Genomic DNA, 21,311 nt, shown 5'->3' with positions numbered 1-21,311 from the left:
GGCGCCCTTAAACAACAAGGGACCGAATTCGACCCCCACTTCGTGGAAAACCGAATCCAGCCCAATAATCCATGAGACTGACGCGGTTCTTTAAGGATTAGATTCCACGGAGTCAACCGTGAAACCTGTCCCCTATTCAGTGAGCGATTGCAGCCTTGATGGCTGCAGTCACCTGATCGACGGGTTCCATGCCGTCTACGGTCTTCACCAGGCCCTGCTGGCGGTAGTAGTCCACCAGCGGCGCCGTGTCGTTCTTGTAGACGTCGAGCCGCTTGCGGATCACTTCCGGATTGTCATCCGGACGATTGCTTTCCTTGGCCCGGTTGACGACGCGCGACACCAGGGTGTCTGCATCCGCCGTCATCTCGATGACGGCATCGAGCTGCATGCCCTTGTCCGCCAGCATCTGGTCGAGGGCTTCCGCCTGGACGATCGTCCGTGGAAAGCCATCGAGGATGAAACCGTTCTTGCAGTCTTCGGCATCGAGCCGCTCCGAGACGATACCATTGACGATATCGTTCGAAACCAGGTCACCGCGGTCCATGACTTCCTTGGCCGCAAGGCCAAGGGGTGTCTTGTCTGCGATGGCCGAACGGAGAATGTCGCCGGTCGACAGCTGCGGAATGCCATAGGCCTCGAGCAGAATCTTGGCCTGGGTCCCCTTCCCCGCCCCCGGGGGTCCGAGCAGTATCAACCTCATCGGCGCTTGCCTCCTCCTAGACGGGACTTCTTGACGAGCCCCTCATATTGCTGGGCGATCAGATGGCTCTGGATCTGGCTGACCGTATCCAGCGTGACCGTCACCATGATCAGCAGCGAGGTGCCGCCGATGAACTGGCTGATGGCCATCTGGCTGAACAGGACTTCCGGAATCAGCGCCACGACCGTCAGGTAGATAGCACCGATCACAGTAATGCGAGTCAGAACGTAATCGATGTGCTGCGCAGTGCGCTCACCCGGACGGATACCCGGGATGAAACCACCGGAGCGCTTCAGGTTATCCGCGGTTTCCTGCGGATTGAACACGATCGCCGTGTAGAAGAAGGCGAAGAAGATGATGAAGAAGGCAAACATAGCCAGATAGAGCGGCTGGCCACGGCCCAGGAGCGCCGTAACCGTCGTCAGCCATGCCGGAGCATTCCCCTGCGCCGCAAACGACGCAATGGTGGCCGGCAGCAGCAGCAGTGACGAACCGAAGATCACCGGGATAACACCGGCAGTATTCAGCTTGAGCGGCAGATGCGAGCTGTCGCCCTGGAACATCTTGTTGCCGACCTGGCGCTTTGGATACTGGATCAGCAGCCGGCGCTGGGCGCGTTCGAAGAACACGATACCGGCAATGACAACCAGCGACAGGATGATCATGCCGAAGCCGGCAATGCCCGGAATGGCGCCCGTACGGCTGAGCTCAAGCGTCTGCGCAATTGTCGTGGGTAGATTGGCCACGATACCGGCAAAGATGATCAGCGAAATGCCGTTACCGACACCGCGCGCAGTGATCTGCTCGCCCAGCCACATCAGGAACATCGTGCCACCCACCAGGGTGATCACGGTCGAGATGCGGAAGAACCAGCCCGGGTTCAGCACGACGCCCTGGCTCGCTTCAAGGCCCACGGCAATGCCATAGGCCTGCACGGCGCAGAACACGACCGCCAGATAGCGCGTGTACTGGTTCATCTTGCGACGACCGGCCTCACCACCCTCTTTCTTCATCGCCTCGAGGCGCGGAGAAGCGGTGGAGATCACCTGCACCACGATGGACGCGGTAATATAGGGGATCAGGTTGAGGGCAAAGATCGCCATGCGCTCGACGGCACCGCCGGCGAACATGTTGAACATGCCGATAATGCCCTGCTGGCTTTGTTCAAACGTCGCACGGAAGGCATCGGGATCGATACCCGGGACAGGAATGAACGTACCCAGACGATAGACAAGCAGCGCGCCCAGTGTGAACCAGATGCGCTGCTGCAGGGCTTTCGCCTTGGAAAAGGTCGAGAAATTGAGATTACGTGCCAGCTGTTCGGCTGCGGACGCCATGTATCGCTCCCCAGAGCGCTTTCAGCAAAAGTGCTTCACTTTTGCGGTTCGAAAACGCTTCAAAAAAAAGGCTTAGAGCAATTTCGCCGCCTTGGCGAAATGATCTATGGCTTCAAGGCCAGGTGCGCTCGGAGCGCTTCGGGAGCGTATGCATCTGAGCCCCTAACGCAACAAACCAAAAGGCGCATCCGGCCATTGGCCGGATGCGCAATATTCGAACCGAATTAGCCGGCGTACGGCGTCTTCTTCCAAGTTTCCTTGGCCGGGATCACTTCCACCGAACCACCAGCAGCCTCGATGGCCGCAGCGGCACCCTTGGTTGCGTAGTTCACCTTGAAGGAGACCTTCTTGGCGGTGAAGCCTTCGGCGCCGATCAGGCGGACGCCATCACGGGGACGACGGATCACGCCGGCAGCGACGAGCGCTGCTGCATCGATCACGCCCTTGGCGTCGAGCTTGCCGGAGTCGATGTAGTTCTGGATGCGGTCAATGCGGACTTCATTCCAATCCTTGGGATTGAGCGCGTTGAAGCCACGCTTTGGCATACGCATGTGAAGGGGCATCTGGCCGCCTTCGAAGCCGTTGATCGCAACGCCCGAGCGTGCAGTCTGGCCCTTGCCGCCACGACCACCGGTCTTGCCCTTGCCGGAACCGATGCCGCGACCAACGCGGATACGGACCTTGTTGGCGCCGGGATTGTCGCGAAGTTCGTTCAAACGAGTCATTTGTCCGCCTTCTCTCTTATTCGCCGACGACGCGGACGAGGTGCGGGACCTTGTTGATCATGCCACGGACTTCGGGCGTATCAATCAGTTCGCGCTCTTTGTTCATCTTGTTCAGCCCGAGACCGATGAGGGTCGCGCGCTGAACCTTGTCACGACGGATCGGCGAGCCGATCTGCTTGACGGTGAGGGTTTTCTTGTCAGCCATGATCTATCTCCGATCAAGCTTCGACTGCAGTCTCGCCGCGGCGAGCCTGGAGTTCCGAAACCTTGAGGCCACGGCGGGAAGCAACCGAGCGAGGGCTATCGACGCGCTTCAGCGCATCGAAGGTGGCCCGCACCATGTTGTACGGATTGGCAGTGCCCTGCGACTTGGCAACGATATCGTTGATGCCAAGCGTTTCGAACACGGCGCGCATCGGACCACCGGCGATGATGCCGGTACCCGGAACGGCTGCACGAAGGATCACCTTGCCGGCGCCGTGGCGGCCAGCAACGTCGTGGTGCAGCGTGCGCGCGTCGCGCAGCGGCACGCGGATCATCTGGCGCTTGGCCTGCTCGGTAGCCTTGCGGATGGCTTCTGGAACTTCACGGGCCTTGCCGTGACCGAAACCAACGCGACCCTTCTGGTCACCAACGACGACCAGCGCAGCAAAACCGAAGCGACGGCCGCCCTTGACCACCTTGGCCACGCGGTTGATGTGGACCAGGCGATCGACGAATTCGCTTTCGCGTTCTTGAACGTCTCTGCTCATAATGTTTCTTTCCTTGTCCGTGCCTAGAACTGCAGGCCGCCCTCACGGGCAGCGTCTGCAAGGGCCTTTACACGGCCATGATAGATGTAAGCGCCACGATCGAAGATCACTTCAGCAACGCCGGCCTTGGCACCGCGCTCGGCGATCAGCTTGCCGATTGCAGCAGCGGCTTCGGCAGTCGAGCCGCTCTTGCCGTTTGCCTTGACGTCCTTGTCGAGCGTCGAAGCGGCAGCCAGCGTACGGCCAGTCGCGTCGTCGATGATTTGGGCGTAGATATTCTTGTCCGAACGGAAAACCGACAGACGGGGACGACCGAAGGCACGAGCCTTGAGCGCCTTGCGAACACGAGCCTTGCGGCGGTCCGCACCTTTTGCACTGATAGCCATTGCAGGCGCTCCTTACTTCTTCTTGCCTTCTTTGCGGAAGACCTGTTCGCCCAGGTAACGCACACCCTTGCCCTTGTAGGGCTCGGGCTTGCGCCATGCGCGAATGTTCGCCGCAACCTGGCCGACCTGCTGCTTGTCAGCACCGGTCACGACGATTTCCGTCGGGGCCGGCACGGCAAGCGTGATGCCCGCAGGGGCCTGATAGATCACTTCGTGGCTGAAACCAAGCGACAGCTTGATGTCCTTGCCCTGCATCGCAGCGCGATAACCAACGCCCTGGATCGCCAGCTTCTTCTCGAAGCCGGCCGAAACGCCAGTAACGATGTTCTGCAGCAGCGCGCGGGTGGTGCCCCAGGCGGCGCGAGCAAAACGAGTGTCGCTGGTGGGCGAAACCACCAGACCCTCTTCGGTCTGCTCAACCTTAACGACATCGACCAGGTCGATGCTCAACTCGCCCTTCGGGCCCTTTGCGGTAACGGTACGACCATTGATCGTAACGTTCACACCGCTGACCGGTGCAACCGGTTTCTTGCCAGTACGTGACATTCTAATTCAATCCTTGAGTAATCGTCTTACCGCGGATCCAAGGCCAATGGCCTTAGAACACGCGGCAGAGTACCTCGCCACCAACGTTGGCAGCCTTGGCTTCGTGGTCGGCCATCACACCCTTGGGGGTGGAGAGGATCGAAACACCGAGGCCATTGGCAACCTGAGGAATATTCTTGACGGAGGCATAGACGCGACGGCCGGGACGCGAAACGCGCTCGATCGTGCGGATGACGCCTTCGTTATCCGAGTACTTGAGTTCGATTTCGTACTCGGAAGCACCGTTCTCGAACTTGGTCTCCGAATAGCCGCGGATGAAACCCTCGGACTGGAGAACGTCCAGCACACGACCACGAAGGGTCGAAGCCGGCGTCGAGACGGAATTCTTGCGACGCTCCTGGGCGTTGCGGATACGGGTCAGCATGTCGCCGATGGGATCGGAAAAGCTCATCTTGGTTTCTCCTTACCAGCTCGACTTCACGAGACCCGGGATCTGGCCCAGGTTGCCAAGCTGGCGCAGAGCGATACGGCTCAGCTTCAGCTTGCGGTAGAAGCCACGGGGACGACCCGAAACTTCACAGCGGTTGCGCACACGCACCTTTGCCGAGTTGCGCGGCAGCTCGGCCAGCTTGAGCTGGGCTGCGAAGCGTTCGTCGGCCGGGATCGACTGATCCTTGGTCTGTGCCTTGAGAGCGGCGCGCTTGCCAGCATACTGCTTGGCCAGCGCTGCGCGCTTGTTGTTCTTAACGATGGAGCTGGTCTTTGCCATATCCTGATCCTTTATCCCTTCCCTGTCCGCTTACTGGCGGAAGGGGAAGTTGAATGCCTTGAGCAGAGCCCGAGCTTCATCATCGGACTTGGCGGTCGTTGCGACCACGATGTCCATGCCCCAAACCTGATCGATCTGATCATAGTTGATTTCGGGGAAAACGATGTGTTCCTTGATGCCCATAGCATAATTGCCACGGCCGTCGAAGGAATTCGGGTTCAAGCCGCGGAAATCGCGAACGCGCGGGAGCGCAATGTTCACGAGACGGTCAAGAAACTCGTACATACGAGTACCACGAAGGGTAACCTTGACGCCCAGCGGCATCTGCTCGCGAACCTTGAAACCAGCGATCGACTTACGGGCGTAAGTGATGATCGGCTTCTGGCCAGCGATCTTTTCCATCTCGGCAGCAGCCGACTTGACCTTCTTGGTGTCGTTGACGGCTTCGCCAACGCCCATGTTGAGGACAATCTTTTCCAGCTTCGGCAGCTGCATGACGTTCTTGTAAGAGAACTGCTCCTGCAGGGCCTTGCGGATATTGCCTTCGTATTCGGTACGAAGACGCGGAACGTAAGCTGTCTCAGCCATCGATCGAATCTCCGGTCGACTTGGCGACGCGCGTCTTCACGCCGTCCTTGATCTGGAAACCGACGCGGCTGGGCTTGCCATCCTTGTCGGCGATCGCGAGGTTCGACAGGTGGATCGGCGCTTCCTTGGTGAAGATGCCGGCATCGGTCGACGCGGTCTGCTTGGTGTGGCGCTTCACCAGGTTAATACCCTGGACCAGTGCCTTGGTTTCGGTTGGGATGACAGACAGGACCTGACCGGTCTTGCCCTTGTCCTTGCCAGCCAGGACGACAACCTTGTCGCCCTTCTTGATCTTGGCGGCCATTACAGCACCTCGGGAGCGAGCGAAATGATCTTCATGTGGTTCTTGGCGCGGAGTTCGCGCGGAACCGGTCCGAAGATACGGGTGCCGATCGGCTCTTTCTGATTGTTGATCAGAACCGCGGCGTTCTTGTCGAAACGGATGACGGTGCCATCGGGACGACGGATGTCGAACGCGGTGCGAACGACCACGGCCTTCATGACCTGGCCCTTCTTCACACGACCGCGCGGAATGGCATCCTTGACGGAGACGACGATGACGTCGCCAACCGAAGCATACTTGCGGTGCGAACCGCCCAGTACCTTGATGCACATGACGCGCTTGGCGCCGGAGTTATCGGCCACGTCGAGATTGGACTGCATCTGGATCATGGCGAAACACCTTCCGAAGCCGCGCTCTGAACCAGCGTCCAGCGCTTGTTCTTCGAGATCGGCGCACATTCTTCGATCCAGACAACCTGCCCGATCTTGGCCACATTGGCTTCGTCGTGGGCGTGGTACTTCTTGGAACGGCGAACAGTCTTCTTCATCACCGGGTGCGTGAAGCGGCGCTCAACGCGCACCACGACCGTCTTATCATTGGCGTCGGAGACAACAGTCCCCTGCAAAACGCGCTTTGGCATGGTCGCGGCTCCTTACTTCGCTGCGTTCTTTTCGCCGAGGATCGTCTTGATCCGCGCGATATCGCGGCGGACCTTCTTCACCTGGGCCGGCTTTTCGAGCTGCTGGGTAGCACGCTGGAAACGCAGGTTGAACTGTTCTTTCTTGAGGTCGACGAGCTGATCCTTCAGTTCGTCTGCGGTCTTGCTCCGCACATCACTGGATTTCATGCTCATCGTCCTTAGTCGGCAATGCGGGTAACAACCCGCGTCATGATCGGAAGCTTCATCGCGCCGAGGCGCAGGGCTTCCTTGGCAACGTCCTCGGGGACGCCGTCGATTTCGAATACGATGCGGCCCGGCTTGACGCGGGCAGCCCAGTATTCAACCGAGCCCTTGCCCTTACCCATACGCACTTCGGTCGGCTTCTTGGAAACCGGCACGTCCGGGAAAATACGGATCCACACACGGCCCTGGCGCTTCATTTCGCGGGTGATCGCGCGGCGGGCCGCTTCGATCTGGCGAGCAGTCACGCGCTCGGGCTCGGTTGCCTTGAGGGCATACTGGCCGAAAGCCAGGTCGGTACCGCCCTTGGCAACGCCATGGATACGGCCCTTGTGGGCCTTGCGGAACTTGGTCTTCTTAGGTTGCAGCATAATGAACTAACCTTCTTATGCGCGTTCGCGGTCGCGATCGCCGCGGTCACGGCGGGGCTCGCGTTCGGCGCGCACGCCACCCTGATCGGCACCTTCAGTGGCGCGACGCTCATGGGCAGTGGGATCGTGCTCGAGGACTTCACCCTTGAAGACCCAGACCTTGATACCGATGATGCCGTAGGTGGTCGCGGCTTCTGCAGTACCATAGTCGATGTCGGCACGCAGCGTATGCAGCGGCACGCGGCCTTCGCGGTACCATTCGGTACGAGCGATGTCGGCACCGCCGAGACGGCCACCAACGTTCACGCGGATGCCACCGGCGCCCATGCGGATCGCCGTCTGCACGGCGCGCTTCATGGCACGGCGGAAAGCCACGCGGCGTTCCAGCTGCTGGGCAATGCCCTGGGCAACCAGCGTCGCATCGGTTTCCGGCTTGCGCACTTCAACGATGTTGATGTGCACTTCGCTGTCGGTGAACTTCTTCACCTTGGCGCGGATCTTGTCGATGTCAGCGCCCTTCTTGCCGATCACGATGCCCGGACGGGCAGTGTGGATCGACACGCGGCACTTGCGGTGCGGACGCTCGATGACGATCTTGGAGACTGCGGCGGCCTTGAGGTCCTCCAGCAGCATCGTGCGGATCTTGAGGTCTTCCTGGAGCAGCGTGCCGTATTCGCCCTTGTTGGCGAACCAGCGGCTGTCCCACGTACGGTTGATGCCGAGACGGAAGCCGATTGGATTGATCTTCTGGCCCATTATGCGGCCTCCTCAACTTGCCGGACGATGATCGTCAGATGCGCGAACGGCTTTTCGATGCGCGAAGAACGACCGCGACCACGTGCGGTGAAACGCTTCATTACAAGCGAATTACCAACAAATGCTTCAGCAACGACGAGAGCGTCGGTGTCGAGGCCATGGTTGTTTTCGGCGTTGGCAATGGCGCTCTCGAGCACCTTCTTGACCTGGCCGGAAATGCGCTTGTGGCTGAACTCGAGTTCGGCCAGAGCCTTCTCGACCTTCTTGCCGCGGATCAGCTGGGCCAGAAGGTTGAGCTTCTGCGGGCTGATGCGCAGCATGCGCAGCACAGCCTTGGCCTCGTTGTCCTTGAGAGCGCGCTGGGTTTTTGGCTTGCCCATCTTACTTCCTCTTGGCCTTCTTGTCGGCCGCATGACCGTAATACGTACGGGTCGGTGCGAATTCGCCGAACTTGTGACCGATCATGTCTTCGGTAACGCTGACCGGAACATGCTTCTGACCGTTGTGGACACCGAAGGTGATACCAACGAACTGCGGCAGGATGGTCGAGCGGCGGCTCCAGATCTTGACCACATCATTGCGGCCAGACGCGAGGGCCTTCTCGGCCTTCTTGAGCATGTAGCCGTCGACAAACGGCCCCTTCCAGATTGAACGGGTCATCGCTTACCTGCCCTTCTTCACGTGACGGCTGCGAACGATGAACTTGTCCGTTGCCTTGTTGCTGCGGGTCTTCTTACCCTTGGTCGGCTTGCCCCACGGCGTAACCGGATGACGGCCACCAGAGGTACGGCCTTCACCACCACCATGCGGGTGATCGACCGGGTTCATGGTCACACCGCGGTTGACGGGCTTGCGGCCCAGCCAGCGCGAACGACCGGCCTTGCCGAGCGAAGTGTTCGAGTGGTCCTGGTTCGACACGGCACCAACGGTGGCGAGGCACGAACCATGGACGCGGCGCTGTTCGCCGGAGTTGAGGCGAAGGATCGCCCAACCCTGGTCACGACCGACATACTGGGCATAGGCACCAGCCGAACGGGCGACCTGGCCGCCCTTGCGGGGCTTCAGCTCGATATTGTGGACGATGGTACCGACCGGCATGCGCTCGAGCGGCATGGCATTGCCCGGCTTCACGTCGACAGTGTTCATCGACGAGATGACCTTGTCGCCAGCCGACAGGCGCTGCGGAGCGACGATATAGGCGAGTTCGCCGTCTTCGTACTTCACCAGAGCGATCCAAGCCGTACGGTTCGGATCATATTCCAGGCGTTCGATCGTACCGGTCACGTCGAACTTGACGCGCTTGAAGTCGATCATGCGGTAGGTGCGCTTGTGACCGCCACCACGATGGTACGACGTAATGCGACCACGGTTGTTACGGCCACCGGACTTGGACAGACCTTCAGTGAGGGTCTTGACCGGGGCGCCCTTCCAGAGTTCCGAGCGATCAGTCGTAACGAGCTGACGACGGCCTTCGGAGGTGGGGTTGTAAGTTTTTAGAGCCATTTTGCTGTCTCTTATCCCTTAGAGGCCGGTCGAAATATCGATCGACTGGCCGTCGACGAGGGTAACGATCGCCTTTTTGACGTCGTTGCGAGTGCCAATGTGACCGCGGAAGCGCTTCACCTTGCCCTTGCGGACCAGGGTATTCACTGCCTTGACCTTGACCGAGAAGAGCTGCTCGACGGCAGCCTTGATCTCGGTCTTGTTGGCATCGATCGCCACGTCGAAAACGACCTGGTTTGCTTCCGAAGCCATCGTCGACTTTTCAGTCACGACGGGGTTACGGACGATGTCGTAAGCGCTGAGCTTGTTCATGCGAACCTCGCTTCCAGCGCTTCGAGCGCTGCCTTGGTCAGGACGAGCTTGTCGCGCTTGAGGATCGACACAACGTTGATCCCCTGCACCGGCAGCACGTCGATATGCGGGATGTTGCGAGCGGCCAGAGCGAAGTTCTGGTCGACAGCGGCGCCATCGATGATCAGGGCGTTAGCCCATTCCAGCTTGCCGAAGGTGGTGCGCAGGGCTGCAGTCTTGGCTTCCTTCTGGGCAACGCTGTCGATGACGATCAGCGAGCCGGACTTGGCCTTGGACGACAGGGCATGCTTGAGAGCAAGCGCGCGGACCTTCTTGGGCAGGTCGATCGCGTGGCTGCGCGGGGTCGGACCGAATGCACGGCCACCACCACGGAACTGCGGAGCCTTGCGATCGCCATGGCGAGCGCCGCCCGAGCCCTTCTGCTTCACGAACTTCTTGCCGGTGCGAACGCCTTCCGAACGATGCTTGACATCGTGCGTACCGGCCATCGCCTTGAGCTGCTGGTAGCGAACCATGCGGTGCAGGATGTCCTGGCGGACTTCCAGACCGAAGACGTCGTCAGCGAGCTGGATCGAACCAGCGGCCTTGCCGTCGAGGGTTGTAACCTTGAGTTCCATTTACTTACCTTCCCCCGCGACTTCGGCGGCGGCCTTGAACGAGCCTGGGAAGGCAGCACCCTGGGGGGCCGGCTTCTTCACAGCGTCCTTGACCATGATCCAGGCGCCCTTGGCGCCGGGAACCGAACCCTGGATCATGATCAGGCCACGTTCCACGTCGGTCTTGACGACCTTGACGTTCTGCGTGGTGATGCGACGATCGCCCATGTGGCCCGGCATCTTCTTGTTCTTGAAGGTCTTGCCCGGGTCCTGACGGCCACCGGTAGAACCGATCGAGCGGTGCGACACCGACACGCCGTGCGTTGCACGCAGGCCGCCGAAGTTCCAGCGCTTCATACCGCCGGCAAAACCCTTACCGATCGAGGTACCGGTGACGTCCACCAGCTGGCCTTCGATGAAATGGTCTGCCTGGAGCGTGGCGCCGACCTCGATGAGGTTGGTTTCGTCCACGCGGAATTCCGCGACATGGCGCTTGGGCTCGACCTTGGCAACGGCGAACTGGCCGCGCTCTGCCTTGGTCGTGTTCTTCACCTTCGCCTGGCCAGCGCCAAGCTGCAGTGCGACATAGCCATCCTTATCAGCGGTCCGCTGGCCTACCACCTGGCAGTTCTGCAGGCTCAGCACCGTTACCGGGACGTGCGAGCCGTCCGCTGTAAAGATGCGGGTCATGCCCAGCTTCTGTGCGATCAATCCAGAACGCATCGGTTATACCTTCTTTTTGGCGCTGCACCGGGTCATGGTTTCAGAGGACCCTTTTAGCGGTGAGCGCGGAAACTTTTGTTCGTTTATTAGAGCTTGATTTCGACGTCGACGCCGGCGGCGAGATCGAGCTTCATCAGTGCGTCAACCGTCTGGGGAGTCGGATCCACAATGTCGAGCAGACGCTTGTGGGTACGGATCTCGAACTGCTCACGCGCCTTCTTGTCGATGTGCGGCGAGCGGTTGACGGTAAACTTGTCGATTCGCGTCGGCAGCGGAATGGGACCGCGAACCTGCGCGCCCGTACGCTTGGCCGTCGAGACGATCTCGCGCGTCGAAGCGTCGAGAACGCGATGGTCAAACGCCTTCAGGCGAATGCGAATATTCTGACCGTTCATGTTTGTAAATCCTGCGAAAATGGATCGCGGCGCGCGTGTAGCCGCGCGCCGCGAAAATGTCAACTAGGCTTACTTCAGGATCGTCGCGACGACGCCCGAACCAACCGTACGGCCACCTTCACGGATAGCGAAGCGGAGCTTCTCTTCCATGGCGATCGGAACGATCAGCTGAACGTTGATGTTCAGGTTGTCGCCCGGCATCACCATTTCGGTGCCTTCGGGAAGGGTCACGATACCGGTAACGTCCGTGGTACGGAAGTAGAACTGCGGACGGTAGTTGCCGAAGAACGGAGTGTGGCGGCCGCCTTCTTCCTTGGTCAGGATATAGACTTCAGCGGTGAAGTCGGTGTGCGGGGTCACGGAACCGGGCTTGCAGAGAACCTGGCCGCGCTCAACCTGAGTGCGGTCGATACCACGGATCAGGGCACCAACGTTGTCGCCAGCCTGGCCCGAGTCGAGCAGCTTGCGGAACATTTCGACGCCGGTGACGGTGGTCTTCTGGGTTGCCTTGATGCCGACGATTTCGACTTCTTCGCCAACCTTGACAATACCGCGTTCGACACGGCCGGTGACCACGGTGCCGCGGCCCGAGATCGAGAACACGTCTTCGATCGGGAGCAGGAACGGCTGGTCAACCGGACGTTCCGGCTGCGGGATGTACTCGTCGACATTGCGCATCAGTTCGAGAACGGCGTCATGGCCCAGGGCCTTGTCGCTGTCTTCGAGGGCGGCGAGAGCCGAACCCTTGATGACCGGAATGTCGTCGCCCGGGAATTCATACGAGGACAGAAGTTCACGAACTTCCATTTCGACGAGTTCGAGCAGTTCCGGATCGTCGACCATGTCGCACTTGTTCAGGAACACGACCAGAGCCGGCACGCCAACCTGACGGGCGAGCAGGATGTGCTCACGGGTCTGGGGCATCGGGCCGTCGGCAGCCGACACGACCAAGATCGCGCCGTCCATCTGGGCAGCACCGGTGATCATGTTCTTCACATAGTCGGCGTGGCCAGGGCAATCGACGTGAGCGTAGTGACGGTTGGCCGTCTCGTACTCGACGTGAGCCGTGTTGATGGTGATGCCGCGTGCCTTTTCTTCGGGGGCAGCGTCAATCTGATCGTACGCCTTGAAGGTCGCGCCACCGGTTTCAGCCAGCACCTTGGTGATCGCTGCAGTCAGCGAGGTCTTGCCATGGTCAACGTGACCGATGGTGCCGATGTTGCAGTGCGGCTTAGAGCGGGAAAACTTTTCCTTACCCATTGCTTTTCTCCGTATTGGTTAGCCAGCCGGCCAACCTTGCGTTTCAGTTTCTTGTTTAGGCGTACTCGGCCTTAGGCGTATTTGGCCTGGACTTCGTCGGCGACTGCCTGCGGGACCTGCTCGTAGTGATCGAACGTCATCGAGTACTGTGCACGACCCTGGCTCATCGAGCGCAGAGAGTTCACGTAGCCGAACATGTTCGCGAGCGGCACGAAAGCATTCACGACCTGGAGGATGCCACGGCTTTCAGTGCCCTGGATCTGACCACGACGCGAATTCAGATCGCCGATGACGTCGCCCATGTAGTCTTCTGGCGTGACAACTTCAACCTTCATGATCGGCTCGAGGATCTTCGGAGCCGCCTTGCGAAGGCCTTCATTGAAGCCAGCACGACCAGCGATTTCGAAGGCCAGGACCGAGGAGTCAACGTCGTGGTACGCGCCTTCAGTCAAGGTCACCTTGACGTCAACGATCGGGAACCCGATCAGCGGACCGGCCGACATGACCGACTTCACGCCCTTTTCGACGCCCGGGATATATTCCTTGGGCACCGAACCGCCAACGACGGCATTGACGAATTCCAGACCCTTGCCGACTTCCGACGGCTCGACGGTCAGCTTGACGCGAGCGAACTGGCCCGAACCACCCGACTGCTTCTTGTGGGTATAGTCCACGTCAGCCTTGCGAGTGATCGTCTCACGGTAAGCCACCTGGGGCTGACCGATATTGGCCTCGACCTTGAATTCGCGCTTCATGCGATCGACGAGAATGTCGAGGTGAAGTTCGCCCATGCCCGAAATGATCGTCTGGCCGGACTCTTCGTCGGTCTTGACGCGGAACGTCGGATCTTCGGCAGCCAGGCGGTTGAGCGCGAGGCCCATCTTTTCCTGGTCGGCCTTGGACTTCGGCTCAACCGAGATGTCGATAACCGGTTCCGGGAAGATCATGCGTTCAAGAATGACCTGAGCGTTCTGCGGGCAGAGCGTATCACCAGTGGTGGTGTCCTTCAGACCCACGATGGCGACGATGTCACCAGCATAGGCTTCCGTGATCTGCTCGCGGCTGTTGGCGTGCATCTGGAAAAGACGACCAACGCGCTCGCGCTTTTCCTTGACCGTGTTCTCGAGCATCATGCCCTGCTCGAGCTTGCCCGAGTAGATGCGGCAGAAGGTCAGCGTACCCATGTGCGGGTCGTTGGCGATCTTGAATGCCAGCATCGAGAGCGGCTCGTTGTCGTCGGCATGGCGTTCGATCGGCTCTTCCGTACGGGCATCGATGCCCTGGATGGCCGGAACGTCGCCGGGCGACGGCAGGAAGTCGATGACGCCATCGAGCAGGGGCTGCACGCCCTTGTTCTTGAAGGCCGAGCCAGCGAACACCAGGAAGAACTTGGTGTCGATGGTGCCCTGACGGAGCAGGCGACGGATGGTGTCATTGTTCGGCAGGTCGCCGTTCAGATAGGCTTCCATCGCAGCGTCGTCGAGTTCGACGGCAGCTTCGATCATCTGTTCGCGGTACTTCACGGCGTTAGCCTTGAGGTCTTCCGGAATCTCGACAACGTCCCACTGCGCACCGAGCTCTTCGTTGCGCCAGACGAGTGCGTTCATCTCGATCAGATCGACGATGCCCTTGAACTCGTTCTCGGCACCGATCGGCAGCTGAACCGGAACCGGCTTTGCACCGAGGCGCGAACCGATCATCTCGACGCAGCGATAGAAATCGGCGCCGATCTTGTCCATCTTGTTCACAAAGATCAGACGCGGAACATTGTACTTGTCGGCCTGGCGCCAGACGGTTTCCGTCTGGGGCTCGACGCCGGCGTTGGCGTCCAGCAGGGCAACGGCACCGTCGAGCACGCGCAGCGAACGTTCGACTTCGATGGTGAAGTCAACGTGGCCGGGGGTGTCGATGATGTTGAAGCGATGCTGGGTACCGTCACGGCCCTTCCAGAAGGTCGTGGTGGCAGCCGACGTGATCGTAATGCCGCGTTCCTGCTCCTGCTCCATCCAGTCCATGGTAGCGGCGCCGTCATGGACTTCGCCGATCTTATGGGACTTGCCGGTGTAGTAGAGGATGCGTTCGGTCGTGGTCGTCTTGCCAGCATCGATGTGAGCCATGATGCCGAAGTTACGATACAGCGGAATTGGAAAATCGCGTGCCATGAGGCGCTCCTGCTACCAGCGATAGTGCGAGAAGGCACGGTTGGCATCAGCCATACGGTGCGTATCTTCGCGCTTCTTGACGGCCTGGCCGCGGCCATTGAGAGCATCCATGAGCTCGCCCGACAGGCGTTCACGCATGGTGTTCTCGCCGCGCTTGCGGGCGGATTCGATCAGCCAGCGAATGGCCAGGGCCTGCTGACGATCGGTGCGGACTTCGACCGGAACCTGGTACGTAGCACCGCCAACGCGGCGCGAACGAACTTCAACGGACGGGCGGATGTTTTCGAGCGCGGTGTGGAACACCTCGACCGGGTTCTGCTTGACCTTGGCTTCAACGATGTCGAATGCACCATAGACGATGCCTTCGGCAGCCGACTTCTTGCCGTCCTTCATGAGCGAGTTCATGAACTTGGTCAGGACGAGATCGCCATACTTGGCGTCAGGGAGAACGTCGCGTTTTTCTGCGCGGTGACGACGGGACATATCTCGATCTCCTTACTTCGGACGCTTCGCGCCGTACTTCGAACGGCGCTGCTTGCGGTCCTTGACGCTCTGCGTGTCGAGAACACCGCGGAGCACGTGATAACGAACACCGGGAAGGTCGCGCACGCGGCCGCCACGGATCAGGACCACGGAGTGCTCCTGCAGGTTATGGCCTTCGCCAGGGATGTACGAAATGACTTCGCGCTGGTTGGTCAGGCGAACCTTGGCAACCTTGCGGAGAGCCGAGTTCGGCTTCTTCGGAGTCGTCGTATAAACGCGAGAGCAAACGCCGCGCTTCTGCGGGTTCGCTTCCATGGCCGGAACCTTGTTCCGCTTTGGCTTGCTGGCGCGTGGTTTGCGGATCAGCTGATTAATGGTGGGCATTGCGCTCTTTCCATCGTCCAAAAATTCAATTGCGGTCTGTCGCCCTTTTGGGCTCCAGGTGTTTAAGCGAGGCGGTATTAGCGCCCTGCCCCAGGCAAAGCAAACCAAAACGGCGCTCTCCGTCACCCAAAAGGTTACGGCGGCGCCCTAATTGCATTGGACCACCCACAAAAGCAGGCAGTCATGCGCACAAGGATTTGCTTCGTCTAGATACCAGACAGTGTGTTTGAGTGTCCTGGATTCCCGCGCTAGGTGGCAGGGACCCGGTGTGACATTCACGACCGACCGCTTAGGTAGGCGCTGTTTAGAGCCGACTCGCCCAGCCGTCAAGGATTCTTTCGTGAAAAAACCGCGACGGAGCCATGCATAGACTTGCCATGCTTTTGCGAAAGTGAATGACAGGGCAAGATATCGATCCATGCCCTGCCCGCAGATATGGACTAGATCAGAACTCGTTCCAGTCGGCGCTGATCGGGTCGGCCTTTGCCTTGCTTGCAGCCGCACCCATATTGCTTGTCACACGCATTTGTACGACTGGCGCGCGCGACGTCGATGACTTGGCGCGCGCCCGTTCAGCTGCGTGGGCATCAGACGCGACCCGGAATTTGCGCACGAACTGGGCAAGACTATCGGTCTGATCCTCGAGGCTCATGCTGGCGGCAGTCGCTTGCTCCACCATTGCCGCATTCTGCTGGGTAAACTCATCCATCTGCGACACGGCCATATTGATCTGGCTGAGGCCCTGGGCCTGTTCCTGCGCGGACCGGGCGATCTGGCCAACGATGTCGTCGATGGCCACGATCTGCGTTTCCATGCGTTCCTGGGCCGTAACCGTCTCGGCCACCAGCTTGACGCCCATCGCCACCTGCTGACCCGAACTGGTGATCAGGGTCTGGATTTCCTTGGAAGCTTCCGCCGAACGCTTGGCAAGGCTGCGCACCTCGGTGGCCACCACGGCAAAGCCCTTGCCCGCCTCGCCGGCCCGCGCCGCCTCGACACTGGCGTTGAGGGCGAGCAGGTTTGTCTGGAAGGCAATCTCTTCGATCACGCCGATGATGCGCTCGATCTGGCGCGACGACGTCTCGATCGCGGCCATGGCCTGTTCGGCCTGCCCCATCACCTGGCCCGATTGGGAAGCGTCTTCTCGGGTCGCCGCCACGGAATCGCGCATCTCCCGCGCCGCCACGGCCGTGCTGGACACCGTCTGCGTCAACTGGGTCAGCGTCGCCGAGATTTCCTCGATGCTGGCGGCCTGCTGCTCGGTTCTTTGCGACAGGTCCGTCGAGGCGGATGAGATCTCGCTTGTACCCGTGCGGATCGTGTCGGCGCTCTCGGTCACCCGCGAGATCAGTCGTTCCAACCCTTCGGCGGCATCATTGAAATTATGGCGCAGCGCATCGGCCTTCTCGGGCATCTCGTCGCCGATGCGAGTGGTCATGTCACCGGCCGCCAGTGCCGCCAGCGCCGCGCTCAAGACCTCGATCGACTTCTTGTCTTCTGCCGCCCCCCGGGCACGCTCGGCTTCGGCGCTGAGCCGCTCGGCCTCGGCTGCGCCACGCTCGGCCTCTGCGATCTTGGTGAGCTCGGAGAAATAGAAATGCACGACAACCGTCGTCTCCGAGAAGATGGAGCGGATCAGGCTCGCCATCAGCGCGTCCCGCTGCCGGTCGGGCCACTTGCTCTCCTTCATCAGGGTGGTGATCAGTCCAGTCGCATAGGGCACATAGCCCGCCATCAGATAATCGACGAAGTCGGTCTGGCCACTGATATTGGCGATGATCTTCTGCTGCTCGTCGAAGAAGGTCTCCGAGAACTCGCCCCGCGTCACGCAGGCAAACTTGCGCCTCTCGGTATCAAGGACGGATGCGGGCACCACGGTCAGCGTCGGATCGATGCCCTGATAGGCCTTAAGCAGGATCGCCTCGAGATGTTTGTCGAGGCGCGCATGAACCTGATCACCCAATGCCCGGTCCTGGCCCTGCCACGACTTGAATTTTTCCTGAATGGCGATCATGTCGTTTTTCCAACTGAGGCCTGCATCAGACCCTAAACCTCTCCCCACACACAAAATTATCGACGCCGGTTAATAAGTTCTGCCGCAATTTCCACATGGCGAATACTTGCGATGCGGCGGCGCGTCGCACCACTTCGGAACCTGCAGGAAAGCGGAAACTTCCTTTTCGTGGCCGAGGTTTACCCGTCAACGCTCAACCGATATGGTTTTGCCGTTTCCGCTGTGAGGATCATCATGACAAGCAAGGCAAAATCTCTGTTGCTCGCCGCAGGCCTCGCCCTGACCAGCATCGTGACCGCACAGGCGCAGGACCTGCTGACCGGCGCCAATGAGGATGAGATCCTGACCGCCGCCAAGACGCTGGGCGCCGCCACTCTGTCGCACTGCAACCAGGGCGATCCGGTCATCGATGGCCTCGCCGGTGACACGCGCTACCAGATCTACTTCCGCAACTGCACCGCCAGCGCCGATTGCGAGGATCTCAACTTCTACGCAGGCTTTTCCGCCAGGCCGGACCTTGAGGCCATCAACACCTGGAACCGCGACAAGCGCTTCAGTCGCGCCTATCTCGATGATGTCGGCGACGCCGCCGTCGAAATGGACCTCGACCTCGTCAAGGGCGTGACCGCTGACTATCTCGCCTCCCAGATAGCGCTGTGGAGCCAGGTCGTCGACGAATTTTCCGCCCACATCGGCTACTGACAGCCATCCGGCAAGAAGTCGTCCAGCATGCTGGCCAGAAAAAAGGGGGCCAATGGCCCCCTTTCCGTTTGCCTATTCGGTCAACGTGAAAGCCACGAACTGGGTGAACTGCCCATTGGCGTTGAAATTATTGTCTGACGCGATCACCAGCGTCTTCCTGCCATCGATCTCGGGACCGAAGGTGACGGATTCGACATTGTCGATATCCAGCCCAAAATCGCCTTCCTTGATGACAAAAGCGAGCGTCTTGCCAAGTGGTTCGACACCCTCTTCCATCGTCGCCTGGCCGGTGACGTCGGCGGAAGAATCCAGCGCTGTCAGATAGAAGGAGATCTGGTTGCCCAACCCAGCCGCAAAGCTCCGCTCGACCACCAGCAGGTGCTCATCATCGAACTGCAGCATTTCGCTTATGCCATTGTCATTGTACGGCGGCTCGGCCGTCGCCTTGGCGTGGATGACGTCGGTCTCGTAGAGATATTCCGCTGTCGGGGCACCAGAGACAATGTCGAAGGCCATGATGCGCGCCTTGCTGCCCGCGTCCAGCGTTGCCTTGCCGCCATCCTGGATCAGCGCATTTTCCGTTGCCGTCAGCAGGTTGGCGCCGTCAGCCGAAACCGTCAGGCTCTCGAAACCGAGGTTACCGAAGATGCCCGCCGTCTCCTGGCCATCGGGATTATAGTGCTCCGGCACGGCGAAGGCGCGGAGGAATGTCCCATCCGTCAGGCTTTCGTAGACAGCCGGATTGCCCGATGCATCATTTTCCGTCGACCAGAAAATGCTGCGCTTCAGCGGGTTATAACGGATGGACTCCGGGTCGATCGCCCCTTCTGCGAATACATTGCCGGCCGCATCGCGCAGCAACACAGTGCTGACCACGTCAACGGCATGCAGACCTTCCGCATCCATCGGCAAGCGCAGCGTGTAAAAGCGTGCCGGCGCCTTCTGCGACCTGTCATCGGAAATGGCGTAGTACAGGTCCTGGACCGGATCGTAGTCGAGGCCCGAAATACCGCCAAACTCGACGCCATTGAGCTTGAGGCCCGTCGGCAGCGTGATCGAGCCGAGCAGGTCCACCTTGAGCTCCTGCGCCATGGCAGGAGGGACGAAAACCAGCGCCGCCGCAGCCAGCGCAATAGACTTAAACATCTGCAATCTCCCAAAAAGGAAGCGCCGGAGCGAAGCCCCGGCGCCGGTCAAAGATCACTCGGCCTTGAGGAAGTCGGCCACGTCGAGCAGGATATATTCATTGTCATCGGCCCGGCCGGCTTCGCGACCGGTGGAACCGGGATAGTTATTGTCATTGGCAACCACGATCGTGGTCGCATCGACCAGGTCGACGTCCTCGATGGTCACGAAGGGGAAGGTGAATACGCCATCCTTGGAACCACGCGGCGCAATTCCTTCAGGGTCCTGGATATTCATCAGGTCGATATAGGCGATTTTCTCCAGCACGCCGTTCTCGTCAGCACGTTCGAGATCGACCAGATAGATGCGCTTGAAGGCAGCAGCACCCTCGCGGCCATCATCACCCTCGCCATTGTCGCGCTCGATGATCAGGCCGCGCGTGCCCTCGAAGATGTTGAAGTCGCCAATGGCATGACCGGCATCGTCAAGCGGATAGTAGCGCACCGTGTCCGACCAGCTGGCGTCGGCGACATTGAATTCCAACATGCGGATCACCGGCTGCTCGCCGATGAGTTCAAGCGCACCGGCCTCTTCGTCATAGAAGGGCTTTTCCAGCAGCGGATAGAGCGTCTTGCCGTCCATCGACTGCGCCATGCCCTCATAGCCGCCCGAGCGGCCGGTATTGACGCCGGTCACTGTCGCGCCGCCAGCCGGGGTCGAGACGAACTGGTTGTCCGGCGACTTGTACTCCACGCCGCCCGGATTGGTGGCCACGACCTGCAACACGACGCCTGTCGCATCGACCTCGATCAACCATGGGCCGAATTCATCGCCGATCCAGAAGTGATCGCCCACCGGCTGAATGCTTTCCGGGTCGAAATCAGCGCCCGTCAGGTAGCGGCTTTCGCTATGTTCGGTGACGATCGGGAATGGCACGACGCGGTTCGGATCGGAAAGAAACACGGTGCGTTCGAGGCCGACCTTGCCGTTCTCCCAGTCCATCTTCATGAAGTTGAACATCAGCATGGCGTCGGAGGAGTTCGCCTTGTTGCCAAAGCCGTTGTCGGTGAGGAAGACAAAGCGGTCATCGCCCAGCGAACGCACGCCGCTCATGCCTTGCACCGGCTGGCCGGGGAACGGCATGGCAATGCCCGAAGCCGGATTTGCCCAGCCATAAGGCGTCTCGACGCGCTTGCCCGAGGTGAAGCGGCCCGACATCTGCAGCCCATAGGGCGCATCGGCCGGTGCGGGCACAAAAGTCTGCGCCGGCAATTCGGCATGGGCCTTGAGCGTGGCATCGAAGGCGACCGGACCGGACGCAGCATTGTCCTGGGCAAAGGCAGCAGTGGCGAGAGCGGCAAGGCCTGCGCCGGCGAGAAGGGCTTTGAGCGACATGTAAGTCTCCAGAGTAACTGACCGCCCTCCCCTAAAGCCCTGCCATGTCGTCCCCATCACAGCCGCGTGAATTGGCGGTGACACTCCAAACCACCAACAGCGCAAAAAGAAAGGGGACCTTTCGGCCCCCTTCCCTCAATTCA

Annotated in this window: 31 protein-coding genes; 1 reads left to right on the top strand and 30 read right to left on the bottom strand. The window is 60.1% G+C overall.

Annotated elements, in window-relative coordinates:
- Window positions 1-136: 136 nt before the first annotated feature.
- The 28 genes from P0Y65_06290 to P0Y65_06155 all read right to left on the bottom strand — a co-directional run bounded on the left by P0Y65_06290 (window position 137) and on the right by P0Y65_06155 (window position 17,946).
- On the bottom strand, window positions 137-700 hold the full coding sequence (locus P0Y65_06290) for an adenylate kinase (protein ID WEK05861.1): 564 nt from the start codon (window positions 698-700) through the stop codon (window positions 137-139).
- Entirely contained in the window at window positions 697-2,037 is a 1,341-nt protein-coding gene (gene secY, locus P0Y65_06285) for a preprotein translocase subunit SecY (protein WEK05860.1), read from the bottom strand. Before secY ends, P0Y65_06290 begins: the two co-directional genes overlap by 4 nt.
- 224 nt (window positions 2,038-2,261) lie before the next feature.
- On the bottom strand, window positions 2,262-2,762 hold the full coding sequence (gene rplO, locus P0Y65_06280; GenBank protein ID WEK05859.1) for a 50S ribosomal protein L15: 501 nt from the start codon (window positions 2,760-2,762) through the stop codon (window positions 2,262-2,264).
- 16 nt (window positions 2,763-2,778) lie between these two features.
- Window positions 2,779-2,967: a 50S ribosomal protein L30 gene (rpmD, locus tag P0Y65_06275; protein ID WEK05858.1), complete on the bottom strand. Its 189-nt coding sequence runs from the start codon at window positions 2,965-2,967 to the stop codon at window positions 2,779-2,781.
- Window positions 2,968-2,980: 13 nt separating this feature from the next.
- Window positions 2,981-3,514, bottom strand: a complete 534-nt coding sequence (gene rpsE / locus P0Y65_06270; GenBank protein ID WEK05857.1) for a 30S ribosomal protein S5 — start codon at window positions 3,512-3,514, stop codon at window positions 2,981-2,983.
- Window positions 3,515-3,537: 23 nt separating this feature from the next.
- On the bottom strand, window positions 3,538-3,900 hold the full coding sequence (rplR, locus tag P0Y65_06265; protein WEK05856.1) for a 50S ribosomal protein L18: 363 nt from the start codon (window positions 3,898-3,900) through the stop codon (window positions 3,538-3,540).
- Between the two features lie 12 nt (window positions 3,901-3,912).
- Window positions 3,913-4,446: a 50S ribosomal protein L6 gene (gene rplF / locus P0Y65_06260; protein WEK05855.1), complete on the bottom strand. Its 534-nt coding sequence runs from the start codon at window positions 4,444-4,446 to the stop codon at window positions 3,913-3,915.
- A gap of 52 nt (window positions 4,447-4,498) precedes the next feature.
- Window positions 4,499-4,897, bottom strand: a complete 399-nt coding sequence (gene rpsH, locus P0Y65_06255) for a 30S ribosomal protein S8 (GenBank protein WEK05854.1) — start codon at window positions 4,895-4,897, stop codon at window positions 4,499-4,501.
- 12 nt (window positions 4,898-4,909) lie between these two features.
- Window positions 4,910-5,215, bottom strand: a complete 306-nt coding sequence (rpsN, locus tag P0Y65_06250; GenBank protein ID WEK05853.1) for a 30S ribosomal protein S14 — start codon at window positions 5,213-5,215, stop codon at window positions 4,910-4,912.
- A gap of 30 nt (window positions 5,216-5,245) precedes the next feature.
- Window positions 5,246-5,803, bottom strand: a complete 558-nt coding sequence (gene rplE, locus P0Y65_06245) for a 50S ribosomal protein L5 (GenBank protein ID WEK05852.1) — start codon at window positions 5,801-5,803, stop codon at window positions 5,246-5,248.
- Entirely contained in the window at window positions 5,796-6,107 is a 312-nt protein-coding gene (gene rplX / locus P0Y65_06240; protein WEK05851.1) for a 50S ribosomal protein L24, read from the bottom strand. The genes rplE and rplX overlap by 8 nt, the downstream gene beginning before the upstream one ends.
- Complete coding sequence (gene rplN / locus P0Y65_06235; protein WEK05850.1) at window positions 6,107-6,475, bottom strand: 50S ribosomal protein L14; 369 nt, start codon at window positions 6,473-6,475, stop codon at window positions 6,107-6,109. The genes rplX and rplN overlap by 1 nt, the downstream gene beginning before the upstream one ends.
- Window positions 6,472-6,726 carry a 30S ribosomal protein S17 gene (gene rpsQ / locus P0Y65_06230; GenBank protein WEK05849.1) on the bottom strand — a complete coding sequence of 85 codons (255 nt, stop codon included), beginning with the start codon at window positions 6,724-6,726 and terminating at the stop codon, window positions 6,472-6,474. The genes rplN and rpsQ overlap by 4 nt, the downstream gene beginning before the upstream one ends.
- 12 nt (window positions 6,727-6,738) lie before the next feature.
- Window positions 6,739-6,933: a 50S ribosomal protein L29 gene (rpmC, locus tag P0Y65_06225; protein WEK05848.1), complete on the bottom strand. Its 195-nt coding sequence runs from the start codon at window positions 6,931-6,933 to the stop codon at window positions 6,739-6,741.
- An 11-nt stretch (window positions 6,934-6,944) separates the two neighbouring features.
- Window positions 6,945-7,358, bottom strand: a complete 414-nt coding sequence (gene rplP, locus P0Y65_06220; protein WEK05847.1) for a 50S ribosomal protein L16 — start codon at window positions 7,356-7,358, stop codon at window positions 6,945-6,947.
- Between the two features lie 15 nt (window positions 7,359-7,373).
- Window positions 7,374-8,114, bottom strand: coding sequence for a 30S ribosomal protein S3 (rpsC, locus tag P0Y65_06215; GenBank protein ID WEK05846.1), 741 nt, complete (start codon window positions 8,112-8,114; stop codon window positions 7,374-7,376).
- Window positions 8,114-8,494, bottom strand: a complete 381-nt coding sequence (gene rplV, locus P0Y65_06210; GenBank protein WEK05845.1) for a 50S ribosomal protein L22 — start codon at window positions 8,492-8,494, stop codon at window positions 8,114-8,116. Before rplV ends, rpsC begins: the two co-directional genes overlap by 1 nt.
- A gap of 1 nt (window position 8,495) precedes the next feature.
- Window positions 8,496-8,774 (bottom strand): 30S ribosomal protein S19, encoded by a 279-nt coding sequence (gene rpsS / locus P0Y65_06205; GenBank protein WEK05844.1) that lies wholly within the window; start codon window positions 8,772-8,774, stop codon window positions 8,496-8,498.
- Window positions 8,775-8,777: 3 nt separating this feature from the next.
- On the bottom strand, window positions 8,778-9,617 hold the full coding sequence (rplB, locus tag P0Y65_06200; protein WEK05843.1) for a 50S ribosomal protein L2: 840 nt from the start codon (window positions 9,615-9,617) through the stop codon (window positions 8,778-8,780).
- Window positions 9,618-9,635: 18 nt separating this feature from the next.
- Entirely contained in the window at window positions 9,636-9,929 is a 294-nt protein-coding gene (locus P0Y65_06195; GenBank protein ID WEK05842.1) for a 50S ribosomal protein L23, read from the bottom strand.
- Entirely contained in the window at window positions 9,926-10,546 is a 621-nt protein-coding gene (rplD, locus tag P0Y65_06190) for a 50S ribosomal protein L4 (protein WEK05841.1), read from the bottom strand. Before rplD ends, P0Y65_06195 begins: the two co-directional genes overlap by 4 nt.
- Complete coding sequence (gene rplC / locus P0Y65_06185) at window positions 10,547-11,248, bottom strand: 50S ribosomal protein L3 (GenBank protein ID WEK05840.1); 702 nt, start codon at window positions 11,246-11,248, stop codon at window positions 10,547-10,549.
- An 86-nt stretch (window positions 11,249-11,334) separates the two neighbouring features.
- Window positions 11,335-11,643 carry a 30S ribosomal protein S10 gene (gene rpsJ, locus P0Y65_06180; GenBank protein WEK05839.1) on the bottom strand — a complete coding sequence of 103 codons (309 nt, stop codon included), beginning with the start codon at window positions 11,641-11,643 and terminating at the stop codon, window positions 11,335-11,337.
- A gap of 69 nt (window positions 11,644-11,712) precedes the next feature.
- A complete protein-coding gene (gene tuf, locus P0Y65_06175; GenBank protein WEK05838.1) occupies window positions 11,713-12,903 on the bottom strand; it encodes an elongation factor Tu in 1,191 nt (396 codons plus the stop codon).
- A gap of 71 nt (window positions 12,904-12,974) precedes the next feature.
- Window positions 12,975-15,065, bottom strand: a complete 2,091-nt coding sequence (fusA, locus tag P0Y65_06170; protein ID WEK05837.1) for an elongation factor G — start codon at window positions 15,063-15,065, stop codon at window positions 12,975-12,977.
- A 12-nt stretch (window positions 15,066-15,077) separates the two neighbouring features.
- Window positions 15,078-15,548 (bottom strand): 30S ribosomal protein S7, encoded by a 471-nt coding sequence (gene rpsG / locus P0Y65_06165; protein WEK05836.1) that lies wholly within the window; start codon window positions 15,546-15,548, stop codon window positions 15,078-15,080.
- Between the two features lie 12 nt (window positions 15,549-15,560).
- Window positions 15,561-15,932 carry a 30S ribosomal protein S12 gene (gene rpsL / locus P0Y65_06160; protein ID WEK05835.1) on the bottom strand — a complete coding sequence of 124 codons (372 nt, stop codon included), beginning with the start codon at window positions 15,930-15,932 and terminating at the stop codon, window positions 15,561-15,563.
- A 445-nt stretch (window positions 15,933-16,377) separates the two neighbouring features.
- Entirely contained in the window at window positions 16,378-17,946 is a 1,569-nt protein-coding gene (locus P0Y65_06155) for a methyl-accepting chemotaxis protein (protein WEK05834.1), read from the bottom strand.
- Window positions 17,947-18,180: 234 nt separating this feature from the next.
- Here P0Y65_06155 and P0Y65_06150 point away from each other — a divergent pair, with 234 nt between their 5' ends.
- Entirely contained in the window at window positions 18,181-18,648 is a 468-nt protein-coding gene (locus tag P0Y65_06150) for a YbjN domain-containing protein (protein ID WEK05833.1), read from the top strand.
- A 72-nt stretch (window positions 18,649-18,720) separates the two neighbouring features.
- Here P0Y65_06150 and P0Y65_06145 read toward each other — a convergent pair whose 3' ends face one another.
- Window positions 18,721-19,794: an esterase-like activity of phytase family protein gene (locus P0Y65_06145; GenBank protein WEK05832.1), complete on the bottom strand. Its 1,074-nt coding sequence runs from the start codon at window positions 19,792-19,794 to the stop codon at window positions 18,721-18,723.
- 54 nt (window positions 19,795-19,848) lie between these two features.
- Entirely contained in the window at window positions 19,849-21,168 is a 1,320-nt protein-coding gene (locus tag P0Y65_06140; GenBank protein ID WEK05831.1) for an esterase-like activity of phytase family protein, read from the bottom strand.
- Between the last annotated feature and the right edge of the window lie 143 nt (window positions 21,169-21,311).

The sequence above is a fragment of the Candidatus Devosia phytovorans genome (assembly GCA_029202405.1).
Taxonomy (GTDB): domain Bacteria; phylum Pseudomonadota; class Alphaproteobacteria; order Rhizobiales; family Devosiaceae; genus Devosia; species Devosia phytovorans.
The sequence above is the reverse complement of the archived record's forward strand: the minus strand, read 5'-3'. Positions and strand labels throughout refer to the sequence as shown.